Source organism: Sporosarcina sp. resist, assembly GCF_014302295.1.
Taxonomy (GTDB): Bacteria; Bacillota; Bacilli; order Bacillales_A; family Planococcaceae; genus Sporosarcina; species Sporosarcina psychrophila.
The window spans coordinates 756,827-777,344 of sequence record NZ_CP060287.1; the positions used below are offsets into that span (position 1 = coordinate 756,827).

A 20,518-nucleotide genomic window follows, 5' to 3' on the forward strand; every position below is an offset into this window, starting at 1 on the left:
ATGGGTACCGGTAGACGCTTACTCCATTACGCACTTGACTATAAAAAATTATTACTGACAGGTATTATTCTTCTCGCGTTCGCAGTCGCTGCGGATCTAATGGGACCAATGATTGCCAAGAAAATCATTGATGACCACATTGCAGGGGCTACTGGCGGGGGCATGGATTTCGCTCCGATTGCCAAGCTGCTTGCCATCTTTTTCGGGCTCGCCGTGGTAACTGCGATACTGAGGTATTTCCAGTATTTATTGATGCAACAGGCGGCAAATCGTATCATACAGAAAATGCGTAATGATCTGTACGAACATATTCAGACATTGCCAATCCGCTATTTTGATAATTTGCCTGCTGGGAAAGTTGTTGCAAGAATTACAAATGACACGGAAGCGATCCGTAACTTATATGTGACGGTCGTTTCACAGTTCGCAATTAGCGGAATGTACATTACAGGAATCTTCATTGCAATGTTCATTTTGGATCCTAAAATGGGTGCTATCACGTTATTTGTCTTACCAATACTTTATATTTGGATGAAGGCATACAGAAAATTCGCTTCGAAGGTTAACCATATCATCCGCGGAAAAGTGAGTGACATGAATGCGATGATTAATGAATCAATCAATGGCATGACAATCATTCAAGCATTTCGTCGTGAAAAGCAGATGGAAGAGGAATTCCGTGACTTGAATGATGAACACTTCCGCTATCAGAACAAACTGCTAAAAGTGGAGGCGGCGACTTCACATAACCTTGTCGACGTAATCCGGTCATTGACCTTTGTGTTCTTTATCTGGTATTTTGGCGGTGCTTCGATCTCCACAGAAAGTTTCATTTCAGTTGGGATGCTCTATGCTTTCGTAGACTATATTACACGGTTGTTCAACCCGGTGACGGGCATTGTAAACCAGTTCGCACGTCTCGAGCATTCACTTGTGGCGGCAGAGCGTGTCTTCAAATTATTGGACCGTGAAGGGGAGCCGGTAAGCGACGACAAAATCGCCCGTTACCAGGGAAATGTCCGCTTTGAGAATGTCTGGTTCGCTTATAAGGATGAAGAATATGTCTTAAAGGATCTTTCATTCGGAGCAAAGCAGGGAGAAACGGTCGCACTTGTCGGCCATACTGGATCGGGAAAAAGTTCAATCATGAATTTACTGTTCCGCTTCTATGACGCTTCGAAAGGGAAGATTACGATTGACGGACTAAACATCAGTGACATGCCACGTCAGACTATTCGTGATCATATGGGTATTGTTCTGCAAGACCCTTACTTGTTTAGTGGGACAGTCGAGTCGAACATTAGCTTAGGTGACTCACGCATTACACGCGAAAAAGTGCAACATTCGCTAGATGCAGTCGGTGGGGAACTGGTATTGAAACATTTGCCAGGCGGAATTGACGAGCCAGTTGTGGAAAAAGGGAGTACGCTCTCTTCTGGACAGCGCCAGCTTATTTCATTCGCACGGGCGCTTGCGTTCGATCCTGCCATTCTTATTCTGGATGAAGCGACGTCCAACATCGACACGGAAACAGAGGAAATCATCCAACATGCGATGGACGTACTGAAAAAAGGGCGTACAACGTTCATCATTGCCCATAGACTCTCTACTATTAAGAACGCGGATCGTATTTTAGTGTTAGATCGCGGGGAGATTGTTGAACAAGGCTCACATGATGAGTTGCTTATGCTTGGTGGGCAATATGCTCAAATGTATAAATTGCAGGCGGGAACTTCTGGTACTCCGAAAGTTGAATGACAAGGATATGACGAAGGGGACTTCCGTGTAAGTGGGAAGTTCCTTTTTTCTTTGTGATTAAGCTCCAAGTGACTGCTTTATTGTTGCCCGTACTACCCGGTGTGTGGTCCAGCTGTTGCCACAATTTGAAGGGTACAAATGGTGTCAATAACTGGCACGATGCATTTGAGTTGTTGAAAAACTATTCTGAAAGACGTATCTTTAGAGTAACGAAGTATCTCGTATGGAAAGTTGGAGTAGCATGGGGAAATGGTATGCGGATTGGAAGTTGAAAATATCTTCATTCAATAAAAACGTCAGGCTGTTCATGCTAGCGAACGTGCTCATCCAGATCGGGATGGGTGTATTCATGGTCATGTACAATCTCTATATAAAAGAGTTAGGAATGCCTGAAACTATCAACGGAAAAGTCATTTCTATGACGGCGTTGGCTTCGGCAATTATGCTCGTTCCAGCCGGATTTCTAAGTGATAAATTCGGTCGGAAATGGATGATTGTCGGCGGTGCAATTTTCGGAGGAATGACATTGTTTTACCGAAGTGTCGCTGTTGCTGAAACGCCAATTATTTACGCAGCATTTCTGACGGGGTTATTCATGGCATTCGTGCAAGTTTCGGGTGTGCCATTTCTCGCTGAAAACTCAAAGCCCGCCGAACGGGTCCATATGTTTAGTATCCACTTCGCCCTCATGACGGTTGCGAATGTTATCGGCAGTTTGCTTGGGGGCGTTATCGCTGACGTACTAGAAGTCCTCTTGGCTCTCGATGCAGCTGATGCGATTCGTTGGGCGCTTCTAACGGGGGCAACCATTTTTATAATTGGTTTACTTCCCTTATTTAAACTTCAAAACAAGCCACCTAAACCGGTGCAAGTGAAGAAAACGTCCGTTGAACCTGTGGACGAAGAGATTGAGAAAGTCGACAGCAGCTTCAGACGGAATATCATTCTGATTTTCCATTTCTCATTTGCGAGTTTGCTGATTGGTTTTGGTTCAGGTCTTGTTGTGCCGTACTTGAATTTATATTTCTCAAACCGATTTGATGCCTCAAATGCATACATTGGTCTTATTTTATCACTTGGATCTGCGATGACGGCGGTAGCTATGCTTATTGGTCCGGCATTAGTGAAAAAGGTTGGGAAAGTGAAAGCACTTATCCTATTCCAAATGCTGTCTATTCCATTTTTACTATTAACGGCCTATACGACATCCCTGTTGTTAGCATCACTCGGATTCCTTATGCGCCAGGCACTCATGAATGCGGGGAATCCGATTCAAAGTGCTATTGCAATGGAAATTGTTGCGGATAAATACAAAGGGCTTGCTAACTCAGTGAACCAAACTGTATTTAATATTGGATGGGCAGCGATGGGGCCTGTAGCAGCGGGGCTTGTTATTGCAAGTGGTTCGTATTGGGGCTATGCCTATGCATTCACAATCACAGCAGGACTCTATGTTGTTTCCTCGACGTACTATTACTTCATTTTTGGCAGAAGAAATTTGTCGTAGGAATAGGGTGTCAGAAAAATCTGGTTCATTAGTGGTATAATAAATAAAAAGGGGTGTTCTTATGGGCATTACCATTATAGCTGTTGTTGCCATTGTATTGGGACTCGGAGGTATGGTGTTGATTGGTTTTGCAATCTACAAGACACTTTTTAATAAGAAGAAGTCAGGAAATATGTTTACGCCTTTTACGCCTTATGACGATATGACGAGGGGAACAAATGACACGAACAGTAATAAGTACTTGGAAGAAGATACAAGGCACGCGGTTGGCATAGAGGAAACGAGAAATGTAGAATAACAAAACTCCCTGCATACAATATGCAGGGAGTTTTGTTATTCACCGCGTCTGGCTTGTGTTTCTTTCCAGGCATTTTGTTCTTCTGGTACTCGACTCTTATCTTCAAAGACATTTTCAGTTTTCTGATCTTGTACTTTTAACTGTTCCTTTTCTTTACGCAACTCTTCAGGGGATTTTTCTTTATTCATACTGCGCCTCCTTAATACGTCATGGAGGACAGTATTCCCGAAGTTTTCACGAATCAATCATAGACGTGAAAAATCATCAATTCATGAATCATTTTTTTCAAATTGTCTTCTTCAGGAGGCGTTTCTCCTGTCCAAACAATGACACCCTCAGGTAAATAGTCACCGGTATACCTCGTATTGCGGAAGAAAAATGAGAATGTCCAACCCGGTAATTGTGTATTGTCAAACATCGGTTTAAAACTGAAATGTTGTAGCATGTAAATAACTCCTCTCATAAGACGCTACCCGACCGCATAATATCAAGAAAAGAAAGCGAAAGGGTGCTGACTTGTTTGTTGATAAATTAAAGCAGGCCATCGAGGATGAGTACAAAGATTATTATTTTTATAAATCAATGCACGACATGACCAATGATCCGCTTTGGCAAGACTTCCTCAGACATATGTATGAAGATGAAAAAAGCCATTATGAAATGTTTCAACAGCTCTATTATATGATGACGGGGACATTTGTACCAAATCCAAAGAGACCGTTGCCTTGTTATAACTTAAAAGAGTGTGTTCAGCGGGCATTGGTGAGTGAGCTTGAAGCGGTTGAAATGTATAAGGAAATGCTACTAACCGTTCCTTTTCAACAGGCCTACAATCCATTTTTCATCGCAATGCATGATGAAATGGAACACGCTATTCGCATGTCGACAATGTACAACGCACTAAGATAAGTCTTTGAATTTTTCCGTTCGGTTTAGTTCTGCTATAATTAGGACTTAACGATACGGAAAAAGGTGAAGCATTTGGGTATTTTATGGACATTGTTATTCATGGCTTTTATTGGTGCATTAATCGGGGGACTTACAAATCATCTGGCGATTAAAATGCTGTTCAGGCCACATGAAGCGAAATATATTGGGAAATGGCGTTTGCCATTCACGCCGGGATTGATACCGAAACGGCGCGATGAACTGGCAGTGCAACTCGGTAAGACGGTGACGAATTATTTATTAACACCGGAAACGTTCAGAAAGAAATTATTGACGCCTGACATGGAGAAGAAAGCAGAGGATTTCCTCCAACAAAAACTTGAGCAGCATATCCTTCTCTCTGATAAAACATTGAATGACTGGCTTAATACTGCCGGCGCGATGAATGTTGCAGAGAAAGCAGAGCGGAAAGTGTTGGAAGTACTCGATGCCCAGCTTAACGCCGTTCGTGTAAAAATGACGACGGGATCGGTAGAAGAGGTGCTACCGCAAAAGTGGCGGGTAGAAGCTGCAGGGCGCATTCCAGCCATAACAACCTATATTCTAGGAAGGTCGGAAACCTACTTCGAATCAGATGAAGGAAAAGCAATGTTCCATAAAATGATTGATGATTTCCTAGCATCAAAAGGTACACTTGGAAGTATGGTAAATATGTTTTTTGGAGAATCAGAATCGCTTGTTGTAAAAGTACAGCGTGAAGCATTGAAGTTTGTCGCAGCACAAGGGACGTACGATCTTGTGAACACAATTATACTTAATGAATGGGAAAAGCTTCAAAAACGTCCCGTTGAAGAACTTCTCTCAGGATTTGATTGGGATGGGTTGTTCAATTCAGTCCGATCTTATGCAGAAAAAGAACTTGTACTGGAAGCTCGCTTGAATAAGACGATACAGGATTATTGGCCTGCAGGGGCGGAATGGACAGCTGTTAATCTGACGCCGGCGCTGACTAGCTTTGCATTCGAACAGGCAGAAAAACAAATGGAGATATCGCTCCACAAACTTAAATTAGATGATATGGTTAGAGAGCAAGTCGATGCGTTTCCAGTTGCAATACTGGAAGATCTAGTGCTCGGCATTTCAAGACGCGAATTCAAGATGATCACCGTACTTGGAGCATTTCTCGGCGGTTTGATTGGAATCGTTCAAGGCCTTATTGTCTTGGCAACAAATTTATCCTAGGGGGAACAATACATGACAGTGAATATTTACGATGATTTAAACAAATTGGAAGCAACATTCCGAAAAACTGCAGAGTTTTTAGAAGTACAGCAAGCGGTAGAAGAAGTGAAGGTGGATGACGATGCACTAGCGTTGTTCAAAAACTTCCGTAAAATCCAATTGAGCCTTCAGGAAAAACAGATGCAAGGTGAAGAGCCAGTAGCTGAAGAGCTTGAGTATGCTCAAAAGACTGCACAACTTGCGCAGCAAAATCCTAAGATTATGAAAATGCTTGAAGCAGAAATGAAATTGAGTGGCTTGATTGAAGAAGTAAACCGTGTACTGATGAAACCAGTACAACAATTATACGAATCCATCTAAAAACCGGCCTAGGCCGGTTTTTCTTCTTTCACTCCGTAAATTTGCTATAATGATTTTATGTTTATCTAGAGAAAAAACTTCGGTTTTATAAATAGAAAGTTGGGTACTTACAATGCAAAAAATCATCATGAAAGAAAACTACGAACAGGGTTGGATTAGGATGTTTACGCATCTAGCAAACCTTTTCTTTGAACAATCGAAAATAGTCGATGAAGATGAAGAGGGTGCGATACTGGCAAATTTGACGTTGGAACGGACGCTTGATGGACAACTTGTCGGAAAGGCAATCCTTACATGGGACGGTGTGGAATATTCTGCTGAGTTTTCTGAGATAGAAGAGACGGACGATGATAAAGCGATTACCCGCCAGTTAAAGCGGATTTATTCACACGTTTTCCTTGAAACGCTTGAACAAGCAACAGGGATGCATCAATCGTGGGGAATTCTGACAGGGATTCGCCCGATGAAACTGTACCATAAATATCGCCACGAAGGACACAGTACGGAAGAGGCCCAGCAATTGTTAATGAATCGCCATCGGCTCTCGAGCGAAAAAAGCGAACTTCTAGCAAAAATAGCGAATGTGCAGTTGCGAACGGTGCCTGATTTACACGAATTAAAAAATGAAGTAAGTATTTATATAGGCATTCCATTTTGTCCGACGAAATGTGCGTATTGCACATTCCCAGCCTATGCGATTAATCGAAAAAATGGACGAGTCGAAACATTCCTAGACGGATTGCATGAAGAAATCCGAGAAATGGGAAAATGGCTGACAGAGCGAGACATGGCCATTACGACGATTTACTTCGGTGGAGGAACTCCGACATCTATAGAAGCGGAAGAAATGGATGCGCTATATGAAACGATGTATGCTTCATTCCCTAATATGGATAAAGTCAGAGAAGTAACGGTAGAGGCAGGTCGTCCTGATACGATTACGCCCGCTAAAATCGAAGTTCTGAAAAAATGGGGTATTGACCGGATAAGCGTCAATCCGCAATCCTATACAGATGAGACACTAAAAGCAATCGGTCGTCACCATACTGTTCAAGAAACAGTCGATAAGTTCTGGTTGTCACGCGATATGGGCATGAAGAATATTAATATGGATCTCATCATCGGTTTGCCAAATGAAGGAATGGAAGAATTCAAGCATTCACTTGCAGAGACTGAAAAAATGCAACCTGAATCGCTGACAGTTCATACATTGTCATTCAAACGGGCATCTGAAATGACTCGTAATAAAGACAAATACAAAGTTGCTAATCGTGAAACAGTCGAGCAGATGATGAAACTCGGAGAAGAGTGGAACGCTGCAAATGGCTATGAACCGTACTATTTATACCGTCAAAAGAACATTTTAGGCAACTTGGAAAACGTCGGGTACGCAAAGCCTGGTGAAGAAAGTATCTATAACATCGTTATTATGGAAGAGGTACAGACGATCATTGGAGTAGGTTGTGGGGCTTCAAGTAAGTTCATTGACCCTGAAACGGGGAAAATTACGCAGTTCTATAATCCGAAAGATCCGGCAGCTTATATTCTGACGTATGAGGATTCAATCGTGAAGAAGCTCGCTCATCTTGACGCGATTTTTCCAGAGATGGTTAAGTAGAAAAGCGCAAGTGCCTTGATAGACCCTACTCTAGGTAGAAAAACGTATACTTTCTTAGCTCTTAAATAAAGGGTTTACTGAAAAAACACCGAATCTAAGAAGTGAATGGTAATTCATTTCTTACGAAGGGGTGTTTTTTTATGTATACAACTGTCGAATTAAAAAAAGAGGGACGCCTTGCGCATCTTACGTTGAATAGGCCTGCGTCGATGAACGCGATGGATAGTGTCATGATGAAGGAACTAGCAGATGTTTTCGAGGAATTGAAAAGCGATGTGTCAGTTCAAGTTTTGGTAATCCAAGGGGCCGGTCGTGCATTTTCTGCGGGTGGGGATATTAAAGCGATGTTAAATCCGGATAGCCCAATGGATATTGGTAGCGTAATGGTAGACGTGTCACGTCTTGCGAAGGCACTTTATACATTACCGCAAGTTACGATTGCGGTCGTCCATGGTGCGGCGGCAGGACTTGGATTTAGCCTTGTACTTGGCTGCGATTATATTATTGCGGAAGAGGATAGTAAACTTGCGATGAACTTTATCGGCATTGGTCTAATTCCGGACGGAGCAGGTCATTTCTTCTTGAAAGAACGCGTAGGTGTGCCTCAAGCGAAAAGCCTTATTTGGTCAGGTAAAGTGATGAATGGTCAAGAAGCACTTGAAAAAGGGCTAATCGATGAAGTGACTGCGCAAGGTACTGGTGCTGAACGCGGCGAAGCGTTTGCTCATAAACTGCTTGCGTCGCCGATTGCAGCAATGATTGCATCGAAAAATATTCTGCACGCGCAAAAAACGAAAGAACTTGAAAGCGTATTGGCAATGGAAAGCGAAGCACAAGTGGCAATGCGGAAAACAGCAGATCACCTAGAAGGTATTCAGGCATTTGTAGGAAAACGTAAGCCAGAATTTATAGGAAAATGATTTTTATGTAATATGGACACTGTTTTAGGGGTGAGTTTTTACACCATCCTGAATCAGTGTCTTTTCTTGTACTAGACATTTTGTGCGATTAACATGTGGCGGTCATAACACGGCTGATGCCGGTCATAATGGAAGTCGTGGCGAGCATAACAGTGCTCATGGCGGTCATAAGGAAGAAAGGAAATCAACAATTTGATCCAGCGCTTGCAGTCTGAATCAGCCTGCGTAATTAAAAAAGTACCAAGCATGCATCCGTTGAATAAAAGGATCAGTGCTTGGTACTTTTTATTTTATTTTGAAATGAACTTACTTATATTTATCAAGCATTTCACGCCACGAAAAGTACCCTTTTTCAACAGCGCGAAGTAACAGCTCAGCCGTTGCAATATTCGTAGCGAGTGGGATGCCATAGACATCACAAAGGCGTAATAACGCACTGACGTCGGGTTCATGTGGTTGAGCAGTTAGTGGGTCACGGAAAAACAAGATTAAGTCCAGCTCGCCAGTTGCAATCATTGCACCAATTTGCTGATCACCACCCAAAGGTCCCGAATTAAGTCGGGTTACAGATAAATTGGTTTCGTCCATAATTCTTTTTCCCGTTGTACCGGTAGCAAATAATGTGTATTGCGAAAAGATATATTCGTAGGCAATTGTGAAATTGACCATTTCATTTTTCTTTTCGTCATGGGCAATTAATGCGATTTTCATTTCTCAACACCCTGTCTATTTGTATGATGGAAATGCTTTGTTTCTGTTTAGGATTACATAATAAGTGAAGGGAAGTAAACATCTGAAGTGCAATTTTATTTAGGAATGGAACAATATTAACTTACCTGCCGGAGATGCAAGGCGATGTGTCTTTTCAAGAAGACCCTTATCCTCAAGCATTACTTGGCCTTTTTCTTTTGCTGCTTCGTCCGTTTCAGCTGTGAATGTATCTTCTGTAATTAATTCCCCCGTTGGTTCAAAAGCTGTTAGTTTATATGTTCTCACATAATTCACCCTTTCCACTCTATTTCATTCATTATACTATGAAAAATTCTAAAAGGAAATTTGTAAAGGTTACTTGACATCTCGAGTATGGTAAAGTAACCTTTACGTAAAGCAACCTTTACAATAGTCGGTGTCTAGACTCCGGGTGCCCTGCGCTTTTCGTATGAAAGGGGAGCATTGAAATGAATAACTTGATAAAGGAAATGCGGACTGCGATGGGGCTAACGCAAGATGATCTGTCGGAGAAACTGGAAGTTTCGAGACAGACGATTATTTCCCTCGAAAAAGGTAGATATAACCCATCACTGACATTAGCGTTCAAACTTGCGAAGTTATTCAATTGTCGCATTGAAGATATTTTTACACCAGAGGAGGATTGAAAATGTACGAAGGGTTTAATATATGGGTATTTCTTGCAGGGCTGCCGCTTGCTGTAGTCATTATTTTCATTACTATGTTAATAAATCGGAAAAGGGGAAAGAAAGAACGATGGTTTGACGAACGATATAGAACGATTCATCAACATGCCCGTTCAATTTCGTGGTGTGCGACAACCGTTGCGATACTCATTGCTTGGGCAGTTATCATTATTGTTGAAGGACCGCAACTTGCATTTTTCATTCTAACGGGAATCTGGGTAGTGCACATGGCGTCGTATGCTATTGGTACAGCAATCGCCAGTAGTAAAAACTGAAAAACTAAAAAAGTGAAACTTCAGAGTGCTAGATACGTATAGTTAATATTGGGTAAAACGAAAGGGGTAATCGAATGTCATTGCTACTTGAAAATGTAACGAAACGATTTGGAGATTTCACGGCGGTTGATGATTTGACGCTGTCTGTTGGTAAAGGCACGATGTACGGGTTTCTTGGAGCAAACGGTGCAGGTAAGACGACGACATTTCGGATGATTCTTGGTCTATTAAATGCGAATGAAGGACGGATTACGTGGAATGGGAAACCGATTTCTTACGCTACAAGTCCTGAGATTGGTTATTTACCGGAGGAACGCGGCCTTTATCCGAAAATGAAGGTGGAAGAGCAACTGATTTTTCTAGCACAATTACGTGGTATGACAAAGTCGGATGCCAAGACAGCTATGAATAAATGGCTGGAACGAATGGAAATCACTCACTATGCCAATAAAAAAGTGGAAGAACTATCAAAAGGAAATCAACAAAAAATCCAAGTAATTGCATCTCTCATGCATAATCCGCAATTGTTAATTCTAGATGAACCATTTTCAGGGTTGGATCCAGTAAACGTTGAAATGCTGAAAGAGGCGATAATTCAATTTCGTAATGAGGGAGCAACTATTGTATTCTCGAGCCATCGCATGGATCATGTCGAAGAATTGTGTGAGCAACTTAGTATCATCGATAAAGGTAAGCAAATCGTGAGCGGGACACTCCGCGATGTGAAGCGGTCATATGGCAAGCAGAACGTACGCATAAATTCAGACAATGATTTAGCACATCTGAATGCGATTGCAGGTGTTACATCTGTCCATAAGTCGGTTGAAGGGGCACTCTACCAGGTCGAATCTGAACAAGTGGCCAATGATTTGTTGATGGCCGCATTAAAGTCGGGCCCGATTCGCCATTTTGGGATTGAGGAACCTTCGCTACAAGACATTTTCATCGAAAAGGTGGGGAAACAGCATGCGTGAATTCATGATCATTTTTAAACAGGCATTTACGACAAAAGCGAAAACGAAATCGTTCATTATAACAACATCCATCATGATTGCGGCGGTTTTCCTTTTTGCTAACATGGAAAAAATCATTGATACCGTTAAAGGTGCCACGGGCGGAGATAAAGATTCGGCGGAAGTGCTGCAAGTACTCGATGAAAGCGGTGTTCTTGCGGAGCGGTTGAAAATGCAACTAGAGTCAAATGAATCAGGTATTAAGGTAGAACTGTCCAGTAAATCGGAAAATGCGCTTACAGAACAAGTGAAAGAGGGAGAAATCGATTCGTTCGTGACGCTTGGACTTGATGACACAAATACAATTCAAGCGAACTACATCTCGATGAGTGCCATGGACTTTTCTCTTCCAATGATGCTAGAAGAAGCACTTAAGTCGATTCAAACGGAAATGAAAGCGGAGGAGCTCTCACTGTCTGGTGAGCAAGTACAGACACTATTCGCACCTATCCAATTTGAACAGCAATCTGTATCTCCGTCAGCGAAATCACAAGAAGAATTGAGCCAGGCACGTGGTCTCGTCTATGTACTCATGTTTCTTATTTACTTTGCAGTCATCGTATATTCAAGTATGATCGCGACAGAAGTTGCGGCGGAAAAATCATCGCGTGTGATGGAAATTCTTATCTCAAGCGTATCACCAGTTAAACATATGTTTGCAAAAGTACTTGGCATTGGATCGCTTGGTCTTTTGCAAATGGTATTATTGGGTCTGGCAGGATATATTGCATTGAAAACAACAGGTTCTGAAATGGCAGATGGCTTCTTTTCCGTCTTCGGCTTTTCGAATATGAATGTGGGAACGCTTGTCTATGCGCTAGTTTTCTTCCTGTTGGGCTATTTCCTCTTCGCGACGCTGGCAGCTCTTCTTGGCTCACTTGTCAGCCGCACGGAAGATGTACAGCAGATTATCATGCCAATGACGTTGCTGATCGTGGCAGGGTTCATGATTGCGGCAACTGGGCTCGGAAATCCTGAAATGGCCTATATAAAATATGCTTCGTTTTTCCCGTTCTTTGCGCCACTCGTCATGTTCTTGCGCGTTGGTATGTTGGAGTTACCAGTATGGGAACCGCTATTGTCAATTGCGATTATGCTTGTGACAATTTTCCTTTTGGGCTTCTTCGGAGCACGTGTTTACCGCGGTGGTGTTCTCATGTACGGACCGTCTCGTTCGTTGAAAGATATAAAAAAAGCAATCCAGCTCGGAAAAGAATAAGTAAAATATAGAAAGACTCTGATTAATTCGTAACGGGTTCGGTACATGGGTGAAAACGTTAAAAAGCATGGCATATGGGGACGCAATTCGCACATGAATTGTTGTCCCCATTTTTGTTGTTGTATCAACGTTTAAGGAGGATATCGATAGTAAATCGCATTAAAATTGGTTGGTGGTATTGTTTCCTTGGAAACAATTTTGAAATAATTGTAAACGTCGAAGAGAACAAGGTATTTTGTGCTAAAATAGATTATAAGAGGACGGCTTAATAGACAAATGAGCCAAAAAAATGATTGTTTTATTAAAATTATTTGAAGGGATTGTGAAAAGTTGAGAAGACTTTTAGTCCTAATCTTAGTGATCGGTAGCATTTCGTCTGGGTGTAGTAATGATGAAGTATCTTTTTCAGAAGTAAGTATAGATAAAGTGAAAAAGGATGTAAAAGATTTTATTTTGCATATAGAAACTTCCGAAAGTAATAAGGGTAATGGCATTTATATGTTCAATGATTCAGAAAAAAATCACTATCTGTATCTTAATCAAGACTTTTTGGAAAGCAAAAATGGTTTTGGGAGTTTGGATATCAAGGTCGATGATAATTCTTGGAACTTATATTTAAGCGAAGGTTCTGAAGTAACGGAGTTAGTAGACGAATATAAATTATACAAAATAAAGTTGAATGAGGAATATGAATACATGAAAGTATTTAAAAATGGTGAGGAAACATATTTTCAGACAATAGGTGCATAAAAGAATTAAAGCAACTCTTGTACTAAACTAGACACGATTCTAGCATAAAGGCACTGCTCGTATTCAATAAATGGGTGCGATTGTGAAACAAGTGATATGAAATTTATATTAGGAAATACGGTAAGTAAAAAACGCACAGGCTTAATAGTCTGAGCGTTTTCTTTTGCTTTTTCTATTGTTAATTCATATATATAACATATGCTAAATCGGTTGTTATTTGACTAGTTATTGTCGATTTTCTCCCCATCAACCGAACCCGTTAATTAAATCGCAGAGTCTTTTTATTTATGCTAAAATAAGAACAAGTATTCGTTTAGTGAAGGAGGGACTAACTTGTCAACAATCCGATTTATCCACACAGCCGATTTGCATCTCGACAGCCCGTTCAAAGGCGTGACTGGCTTACCAACAGATCGCCTGAATAATTTACGTGACAGTACCTTTGCAGCATTTACTAAGTTGATTGAGCACGCAGTCAAAACGAAACCGGATTTCATGTTAATCGCGGGTGATATTTACGATGGGGAAGATCGGAGTTTGCGTACGCAGATGAAGTTTCGGGAAGGGATGGTGCAGTTGGATGCGGCCGGCATTCCGGTATTCATTTCACACGGCAATCACGATCATCTTAGTGGAAGGTGGACTCGATTTGACTTGCCGTCGAATGTATATGTTTTCGATGAGCATGTTGAAACAGTGCGTCTGACCGTGGATGGTCAAGAAGTGTTGATTTCTGGGTTTAGTTATAAGGAAAGGCATATCCGTGATAAAGTGATTGACCGTTATCCTCTAGCTGAAGATCAGGATGTGATACATATCGGGATGTTGCACGGTAGCTTGGCGGGTGATGAAACACATGCCGTTTATGCGCCATTCACTAAAAATGAGTTGCTAGCTAAGCGGTATGATTACTGGGCGCTCGGGCATATCCATGTGAGGCAACAGCTGCATGAAACGCCTCCAATCGTTTATCCGGGAAATTTACAGGGGCGTCATCGCAATGAGCGTGGTACAAAGGGATTCTATGAAGTTGAACTCTCGAAAACAACAGCATCTCTTCATTTCATCCCGGCATCAGCAATTGTCTTTGATAGACTCGAATTGCCTTGTGCAGGAATGAGTCATGCGAATGAGTGGCTGACGGCATGTTCGGAAGTGCTAGAGTCATTTAAAGAGCACAATGGCGCGGGAATTGTGGAGCTGTTGCTGACTGATATCGATCGTGAAGCTGCGAATCTATTCAGTCAATCGCCGGAGGGAGAATGGTTGGAGGTCCTGCGTGATTATGTGGGTGAAAGCGAACCCTATGTCTGGGTGCAGAAGATTACATTTGCGAGTCAGTTGAATCCATCTATGGCATCAAGTGCACTGATGCAATCAGTTGCTGGGATGATTGATGGTTGGACGACGGAAGACTGGAAGGATGTTTTAAAAGATGTTTACCAGCATGCGCGTGGCGTCAAATATCTGGATGTTTTGACTGAAGATGAAATAGATGAAGTGAAAGCCGGAGCAACAGCATTGTTGGCGGCGGAAATGTCAGGAATGGAATGAGGTGTTTACATGAAAATTGAAAAACTAAACATTTATGGATTTGGAAAACATGAAAATGTCACGGTGGATTTTGGACAAGGGATCTCTGTAGTTTATGGATTGAATGAAGCTGGGAAAACGACTATTCAGCAATTCATCCTGCATATCTTATTTGGATTTCCACCAAAAAATAATGCGCTTTTACGCTACGAACCGAAATCGGGCGGCAAGTACGGTGGGCAAGTTCATCTTATAGATGAAACATATGGGAAATGCATCGTCGAACGGAACCGTGGAAAATCTGCTGGTGATGTTACCGTCTATTTCGAAGATGGAACGAAGGGCGGAGAAGAGCAATTGAACACGCTACTTCGCCAGTATGACCGTGCTTCATTCGAATCCATTTTTTCATTCTCTTTGTTACAGTTGCAGGGATTTGAAAAAATGGATGAAGACGAATTAAGCAGGACACTTCTTGCTTCGGGGACTACTGGTGTTGACTCTTTGTTACAGCTTGGAAATCGAATGGAAAAAGAACTGGGGGATTTGTTCAAAAAGTCGGGAAGAATTCCGGAGATGAACGTCAAGATCATGGAACTTCGGGAATTGGAAATAGAGTTGAAAGAAGAGCAGGAAAAAGTGGGAGAATATGCACCCTCGATTGAACGAATACGGGAAATCGATGACTTGCTTACAGAGTTGCGAGGACAGGAAGCGGAACTTATGCAAGAATCACAGAAGCTCGCTCTCGTGCGACAGCTACTCCCCCTTCATCAAAAGAAACAAGCATTGGATGCAAGACTATCGCAATTAAGTGAAATAAACTTTCCCACAGATGGTATCAGGCGCTATGAAATGCTTGCGGGGAAGTTAACGGAAGCCGAAGTTACTAAACGACGATTGGAAGAAGAATTAGCAGAGCTAATGACACGAATGCCTGAACAGCACGAATTTGAGCGCATTGCTGAACTTGAAATTTTACTGGCGAAAGAAACAGAGTGGCATAGATGGCAAACAGCGGTTACTTTTGAAGAAGAAAACGTGAGTCAGCTAACTAGTTCAAAGAGACGTCTGCTTGATAGACTTGGTGTCAAAGGGCTTGAAGCGGAAAATACTATTTTGGAGGCAGATGTTTCAATCCAAAAGGAAGAACAGATGCACAAAATTATTCAAGAACTTACTGAAGGCGATCAGCAAATTGGCTTTGTGAATCGCCAACTCATCCAAGTGGAAAATGAGTTAGGTGATACGGAAACTGAAATTGGTGGAATTGAACGCACTGCACCTGCCGTAGAGGAATTAGAACGTGTACTGCAGTGGCCGAAAATTCGTCAGCAACTTGCTGAAGCGAAAGCCTATATTTCACTAAGCAGAAGACCGGTTGAACAGAAATCACTGATGATACCTGCACTTCTTGTCGTACTTGCTGTCGCGTTCATCGTTTTCGGTTTCATCCAAAAAGAATGGTTCATAATTATAGCTGGTGTTATTGTTATAGGATTAGGTATTCTAATTTATTCGAAAAAACAGCATCAAACGCCCGATTCAGCAAAACTGAAGCAGATGGAAAAAATCATTGCCGCATATGATGGAAATGAGCATCAAATGGAAGAACTGACAGACCGAATTGGCATGTACAAGCGCAAGAAAGAAGATTTACAAGAAGCGTTTATGGTACTTGAAAGGAAATTTCAATCGTTGACATCCGAGCTTGAAAATACCTATAGCAATAGACGGAAAACCGAATTTGAGCTGGTCGAATTTTTAGGACTTTATGGTTTCGATGAAATACCTTCAACCGGGATTATCCCGGAATTATTCCGTATGATTCGAGAAGTTCAGGAAGTTACTAGAGAGTTGAATGATGCCTTGTTACGGCGACAAACGATTCAACAACAGATTGCTGAAAGGGTAGCAGAAGCTGAAAAAATAGTGCGGAAATTTGCACCACAAGAAACAGTTTATGAGATGCTGAGAAGGGAATTCATTCACCTAAATGAACAGGCAGAAACAATCAGGTCATTGACAGTTGCTTTGGAACGCAAAGAATCAGCGCTGAAAGAGACATCCAGCCTTGTAAACTCGTTGCTGGAAAAAGTGCAGGCTCTGCTTGCTGAAGCAGCAGTAGAAACGGAAGAGGCCTTTTACGCTGCATACAATAGCCACCAGGAAGCGTTTCGTTTAAAGGGGCAACTTGAGGATGTCAATGCTCAATTAGCATCATATGGCCCTCTTGAATTGCCTGATGGCGTTGTGGATGAAGAGTTGCGAAAAAAAGTGAATGATATTAGCGGAACACTATCGTCGATTAGCGAGAGGCTAAATGTCTTAATCAATGACAAGGCGGCGCTTGTTAACAAAACGGAACGACTACTGACAGATGAAAATTACGGTCGTAAACTGCAACACTTCGAAATGAAAAAATCGGAGCTCGCAGATCTCGTAAAAAAATGGTCTGAGCGCAAAGCGATTACTGAAGCAATCAGAAGAACAATGTCGGAGTTGAAAGAAAAGAAATTGCCAGAAGTACTTGAAGCGGCAGAAAAAATGTTCTGTGAACTGACGGGTGGGAATTATGAATCACTGAGTGTAACGGAGACGGGTCATTTCGAAGTAGTAGCGAAAAATGGAATGCGTTATCCCATTGTAGAGCTGAGCCAGGCTACAAAAGAGCAAGCCTATATTTCGCTTAGATTGGCGCTTGCGGCATCTATAATGAATACGGCACCTTTTCCATTAATGTTGGACGATCCATTCGTTCACTTTGACGAAGAGCGACTTTCGCGTATGATTGAACTACTAGACAATCTACAAAACAAGCATCAGTTCATTTATTTTACATGCCACGAAGCGATGAAGGATAAATGGCAGGGGGCAACAATACTAAACGTTTCCGATATCGGAAGCGAACAGGGAGCGATGGTCTTATGAAGAAAATTGCAGAATATAATGCAGGCGAGCCGTTTGATCTTTTCATGCTAATTAAGCAATCAACAAAAGGAGTTACCACACAAGGTAAACCGTTTATGACGCTTATTTTGCAGGATAAAAGTGGGGATATTGAAGCGAAGTTATGGGATACAACAGATGAACACGCGAAAACATATGCCGCAGCATCGATTGTCAAAGTTGGCGGGGAAGTACATGAATACCGTGGGAAAAATCAGTTGCGCATTAAAAGTATACGTCCCGTAAAAGAGGATGAAGGGGTGGCGATTGCCGACCTAGTTCCGTCATCGGCAACAAGTAAAGAAGTGCTATACGAAGAGCTGATGCAGTATTTCTTTGAAATGCAAAATCCACAAATCCAACGAATTACGCGTCATTTATTGAAAAAGCATCAGACAGCTTTCATGACGTACCCTGCTGCGACAAGAAATCACCATGATTATGTATCGGGTCTTATTGATCATGTTGTTTCCATGCTGAAACTTGGAAAATCGTTAGCAGATCTGTATCCGTCACTCAATAAGGATTTATTGTACGCGGGAATTATTTTGCATGATGTTGGGAAAGTAATTGAACTTTCAGGTCCAATTGCAACTCAATACACGATTGAGGGGAATCTGCTAGGTCATATTACGATTATGGTCAATGAAATTTCAAAAGCGGCTGACGAACTTGAAATTACAAGTGAAGAAGTTATGCTGTTGCAACATATGGTTTTATCTCACCACGGTAAGGAAGAATGGGGAAGCCCGAAACGTCCAATGCTGAAAGAAGCGGAAATTCTTCATTACATCGATAATATTGATGCGAAGATGAATATGCTGGACCGTGCACTTGGCAAGACGGCTCCTGGTGAGTTCACTGAAAGAATTTTCCCGCTGGATAACAGGTCATTTTATAAACCATCAATTGACTAACCAGTAAATAACGCAATCAACCACAAGGCGCTCCGAGTACAGTTGTTTTAGATCACTTTGGATTAAACGGCTCCTACACAATTACCGTGATATCTTAATCTATAGGGATGCGACTTTGTCGTATCCCTATAGATTTTTTCGGTAATCGTATGGTGGTCATTCATCCGTCGCCCTTCTAAGACACAAGTACACGAAGTGCTAAAGCTTTTTGGGATGAAAGAATAGTTGGTTCTTATCTGGGTAAAGGCCGCCAAAGATACAATTTTGGCGGCTCACTCCTTCTTTATGGTTTTTTCTTTTTTATTGTCTAAGAGGTTATAAAATCTCGTACCGTGGATGAGTTAGAACATTGAGATTTTACGTCCAGACACTAGTACTTTAGATCTTTTAAGGAAGTGTCAATTTCTACAGGATATCACATGTTGCCAAGCCTGATTTTGCTAAGAGTAAGTAAGGAACGCATTGTAAAAAATGCAAGCGTGCCCGAAATTGTATCTTCGGGCACTTATACCTTCTGTGAAAAGTCATCTATTCTTATTTTCCAAGGAATCGTAATTTTCACTAGAACGTTGTAGGTACGCGACAGGCAACTAATCGCAACAGAATTATCGAAAAGGGGGTGGCTAGAAGTGACGAAGTCACTTCTAGCCACCCTTGTCCCACGATAAAAATGTAGTGATTAGTTTAGCCGAAAGCGAGCCGGAAACGAACTAGTCCAAATGAAGACTTTTACGCCTACCTTACCAGTATCTTATGCAAGAAAATGGTTACTCAAGAGACGTGGAACAACATATATTGAACTAGCAAACACTTCCGAAGGTCAGGCGTCTTTCGGAGGTGTTTGTTTGTACGTTTAAATACCCCAATAAAAAAAGACCCCTGAAAAGGAGTCTTGAATTGTTATTAGTATTACTTAGTTTCTTTTTCTGTTTCTGCTTCTTTTTCTACTTTAGGTTCTTCCAAGAATACATCAAGTGCTGATTTCAAATCTTTATCTTCAACTTTTACATCAGCATCTTTCATTAGCTTAGATACTTTCGGGATAATTGTACTTGGATCTGCTTTCTCAAGTTGTATTTCTTTAGTGAGTTTTTCTTTCTCTTCTTTAGTCATTTCCTTAGCTTCGATGTCACGTTTTTCTGTAACTTTAATAATGTGGAACCCGTGTTCCGATTGGACCGGCTCACTGATTGTGTTCACTTCAAGTGCATATGCAGCATCCCAGAATTCTTTGACCATTTTACCGTAGCCAAACCACCCAAGATCCCCACCGGATTCTTTTGCAGCCGGTTCAGTCGAATTCTTTTTCGCTACTTCAGCAAAATCAGCTCCGCCTTCAAGTTCCTTTTTGACTTTAAGTGCAGTCTCTTCATCCGCAACTAGGACGTGTTTGGCATTCAATTCTGTAGCCATCATTTTAACGCGCTCTTCGATTTCCTTATCTGTTACTTCAACGCCATCAGTAAGAGCCGCTTCTTGTAACATGTTGATACGAAGGATTTTTTTCAAGCTCTTCTCAGTGTGACCTTGTTGAGCGATATAAGCATCGAAACCTTCACCTAATTGTTCTTTCATTTCATTGATTGCTGTATCAACTTGCTTATCAGAGATTTTATATTTTGCATCTAATACTTTTTCAAGGACGAGTAGTTGTAATGTTTGTTCACCTTGAGCATCCTTCATTTCGTTATAAAGTTCACTTTGTGTTACATTTCCGGCTTTTGATTTGACAAGAACTTCATCACCGGCATTCTTGTCGCTGCACGCTGAAAGTGCAAGTACAGATGCGGCCATTGTAAGTGCTAAAATAGTTTTTTTCATTTTGAAATCTCCCCTAACTTTTATGTGCAACAGTA

The 20,518-nt window shown here is 41.6% G+C and carries 21 protein-coding genes; 16 read left to right on the plus strand and 5 right to left on the minus strand.

All coding sequences use genetic code 11. The annotated features are described in order from the left end of the window. The 3 genes from H7992_RS03750 to H7992_RS03760 all read left to right on the plus strand — a co-directional run bounded on the left by H7992_RS03750 (window position 1) and on the right by H7992_RS03760 (window position 3,563). On the plus strand, window positions 1-1,758 hold the full coding sequence (locus tag H7992_RS03750) for an ABC transporter ATP-binding protein (protein ID WP_067205885.1): 1,758 nt from the start codon (window positions 1-3) through the stop codon (window positions 1,756-1,758). A 223-nt stretch (window positions 1,759-1,981) separates the two neighbouring features. Then, window positions 1,982-3,265: an MFS transporter gene (locus H7992_RS03755; RefSeq protein ID WP_255428575.1), complete on the plus strand. Its 1,284-nt coding sequence runs from the start codon at window positions 1,982-1,984 to the stop codon at window positions 3,263-3,265. A gap of 61 nt (window positions 3,266-3,326) precedes the next feature. Next, window positions 3,327-3,563 carry a hypothetical protein gene (locus H7992_RS03760; protein WP_187046664.1) on the plus strand — a complete coding sequence of 79 codons (237 nt, stop codon included), beginning with the start codon at window positions 3,327-3,329 and terminating at the stop codon, window positions 3,561-3,563. Window positions 3,564-3,598: 35 nt separating this feature from the next. Here H7992_RS03760 and H7992_RS03765 read toward each other — a convergent pair whose 3' ends face one another. Further along, window positions 3,599-3,751, minus strand: coding sequence for a hypothetical protein (locus H7992_RS03765; RefSeq protein ID WP_156475954.1), 153 nt, complete (start codon window positions 3,749-3,751; stop codon window positions 3,599-3,601). Window positions 3,752-3,804: 53 nt separating this feature from the next. After that, window positions 3,805-4,008, minus strand: a complete 204-nt coding sequence (locus tag H7992_RS03770) for a YheE family protein (protein WP_067205894.1) — start codon at window positions 4,006-4,008, stop codon at window positions 3,805-3,807. Window positions 4,009-4,079: 71 nt separating this feature from the next. On the opposite strand from H7992_RS03770, the gene H7992_RS03775 reads away from it, so the two are divergent. The 5 genes from H7992_RS03775 (at window position 4,080) to H7992_RS03795 (ending at window position 8,591) form a co-directional block, all read left to right on the plus strand. After that, complete coding sequence (locus tag H7992_RS03775) at window positions 4,080-4,472, plus strand: ferritin-like domain-containing protein (protein ID WP_067205897.1); 393 nt, start codon at window positions 4,080-4,082, stop codon at window positions 4,470-4,472. Window positions 4,473-4,535: 63 nt separating this feature from the next. Beyond that, on the plus strand, window positions 4,536-5,693 hold the full coding sequence (locus H7992_RS03780; protein ID WP_335339515.1) for a DUF445 domain-containing protein: 1,158 nt from the start codon (window positions 4,536-4,538) through the stop codon (window positions 5,691-5,693). A gap of 12 nt (window positions 5,694-5,705) precedes the next feature. After that, window positions 5,706-6,053 (plus strand): YlbF/YmcA family competence regulator, encoded by a 348-nt coding sequence (locus tag H7992_RS03785; protein WP_067205901.1) that lies wholly within the window; start codon window positions 5,706-5,708, stop codon window positions 6,051-6,053. 112 nt (window positions 6,054-6,165) lie between these two features. Further along, complete coding sequence (locus H7992_RS03790) at window positions 6,166-7,671, plus strand: coproporphyrinogen III oxidase (protein ID WP_067205904.1); 1,506 nt, start codon at window positions 6,166-6,168, stop codon at window positions 7,669-7,671. A gap of 140 nt (window positions 7,672-7,811) precedes the next feature. Continuing rightward, the gene (locus H7992_RS03795; protein WP_187046665.1) at window positions 7,812-8,591 is read left to right on the plus strand and encodes an enoyl-CoA hydratase; all 780 of its coding nucleotides are present in this window, start codon (window positions 7,812-7,814) and stop codon (window positions 8,589-8,591) included. Between the two features lie 306 nt (window positions 8,592-8,897). Here the strand turns inward: H7992_RS03795 and mgsA are convergent, their stop codons facing one another. Both mgsA and H7992_RS03805 read right to left on the minus strand, forming a co-directional pair. Beyond that, window positions 8,898-9,302 carry a methylglyoxal synthase gene (gene mgsA, locus H7992_RS03800; protein ID WP_067205909.1) on the minus strand — a complete coding sequence of 135 codons (405 nt, stop codon included), beginning with the start codon at window positions 9,300-9,302 and terminating at the stop codon, window positions 8,898-8,900. Window positions 9,303-9,401: 99 nt separating this feature from the next. Next, window positions 9,402-9,587, minus strand: a complete 186-nt coding sequence (locus H7992_RS03805; protein ID WP_067205911.1) for a YhzD family protein — start codon at window positions 9,585-9,587, stop codon at window positions 9,402-9,404. 182 nt (window positions 9,588-9,769) lie between these two features. Here H7992_RS03805 and H7992_RS03810 point away from each other — a divergent pair, with 182 nt between their 5' ends. From H7992_RS03810 to yhaM, 8 genes are all read left to right on the plus strand, one after another. Continuing rightward, window positions 9,770-9,967 (plus strand): helix-turn-helix transcriptional regulator, encoded by a 198-nt coding sequence (locus H7992_RS03810; RefSeq protein ID WP_067205914.1) that lies wholly within the window; start codon window positions 9,770-9,772, stop codon window positions 9,965-9,967. Window positions 9,968-9,969: 2 nt separating this feature from the next. Beyond that, window positions 9,970-10,281 (plus strand): DUF2178 domain-containing protein, encoded by a 312-nt coding sequence (locus H7992_RS03815; RefSeq protein WP_067205915.1) that lies wholly within the window; start codon window positions 9,970-9,972, stop codon window positions 10,279-10,281. A 74-nt stretch (window positions 10,282-10,355) separates the two neighbouring features. Next, window positions 10,356-11,255 carry an ABC transporter ATP-binding protein gene (locus H7992_RS03820; protein WP_187046666.1) on the plus strand — a complete coding sequence of 300 codons (900 nt, stop codon included), beginning with the start codon at window positions 10,356-10,358 and terminating at the stop codon, window positions 11,253-11,255. Then, window positions 11,248-12,513 carry an ABC transporter permease gene (locus H7992_RS03825; RefSeq protein ID WP_067205921.1) on the plus strand — a complete coding sequence of 422 codons (1,266 nt, stop codon included), beginning with the start codon at window positions 11,248-11,250 and terminating at the stop codon, window positions 12,511-12,513. Before H7992_RS03820 ends, H7992_RS03825 begins: the two co-directional genes overlap by 8 nt. A 330-nt stretch (window positions 12,514-12,843) precedes the next feature. After that, complete coding sequence (locus tag H7992_RS03830) at window positions 12,844-13,263, plus strand: hypothetical protein (RefSeq protein WP_187046667.1); 420 nt, start codon at window positions 12,844-12,846, stop codon at window positions 13,261-13,263. Between the two features lie 333 nt (window positions 13,264-13,596). Further along, window positions 13,597-14,817: a metallophosphoesterase family protein gene (locus tag H7992_RS03835; RefSeq protein ID WP_187046668.1), complete on the plus strand. Its 1,221-nt coding sequence runs from the start codon at window positions 13,597-13,599 to the stop codon at window positions 14,815-14,817. A 9-nt stretch (window positions 14,818-14,826) separates the two neighbouring features. Further along, window positions 14,827-17,727: an ATP-binding protein gene (locus H7992_RS03840; protein WP_187046669.1), complete on the plus strand. Its 2,901-nt coding sequence runs from the start codon at window positions 14,827-14,829 to the stop codon at window positions 17,725-17,727. Then, window positions 17,724-18,662, plus strand: coding sequence for a 3'-5' exoribonuclease YhaM (gene yhaM / locus H7992_RS03845; RefSeq protein WP_187046670.1), 939 nt, complete (start codon window positions 17,724-17,726; stop codon window positions 18,660-18,662). The genes H7992_RS03840 and yhaM overlap by 4 nt, the downstream gene beginning before the upstream one ends. 909 nt (window positions 18,663-19,571) lie before the next feature. Here yhaM and H7992_RS03850 read toward each other — a convergent pair. Beyond that, on the minus strand, window positions 19,572-20,483 hold the full coding sequence (locus H7992_RS03850; RefSeq protein ID WP_067205930.1) for a peptidylprolyl isomerase: 912 nt from the start codon (window positions 20,481-20,483) through the stop codon (window positions 19,572-19,574). Window positions 20,484-20,518 lie beyond the last annotated feature (35 nt).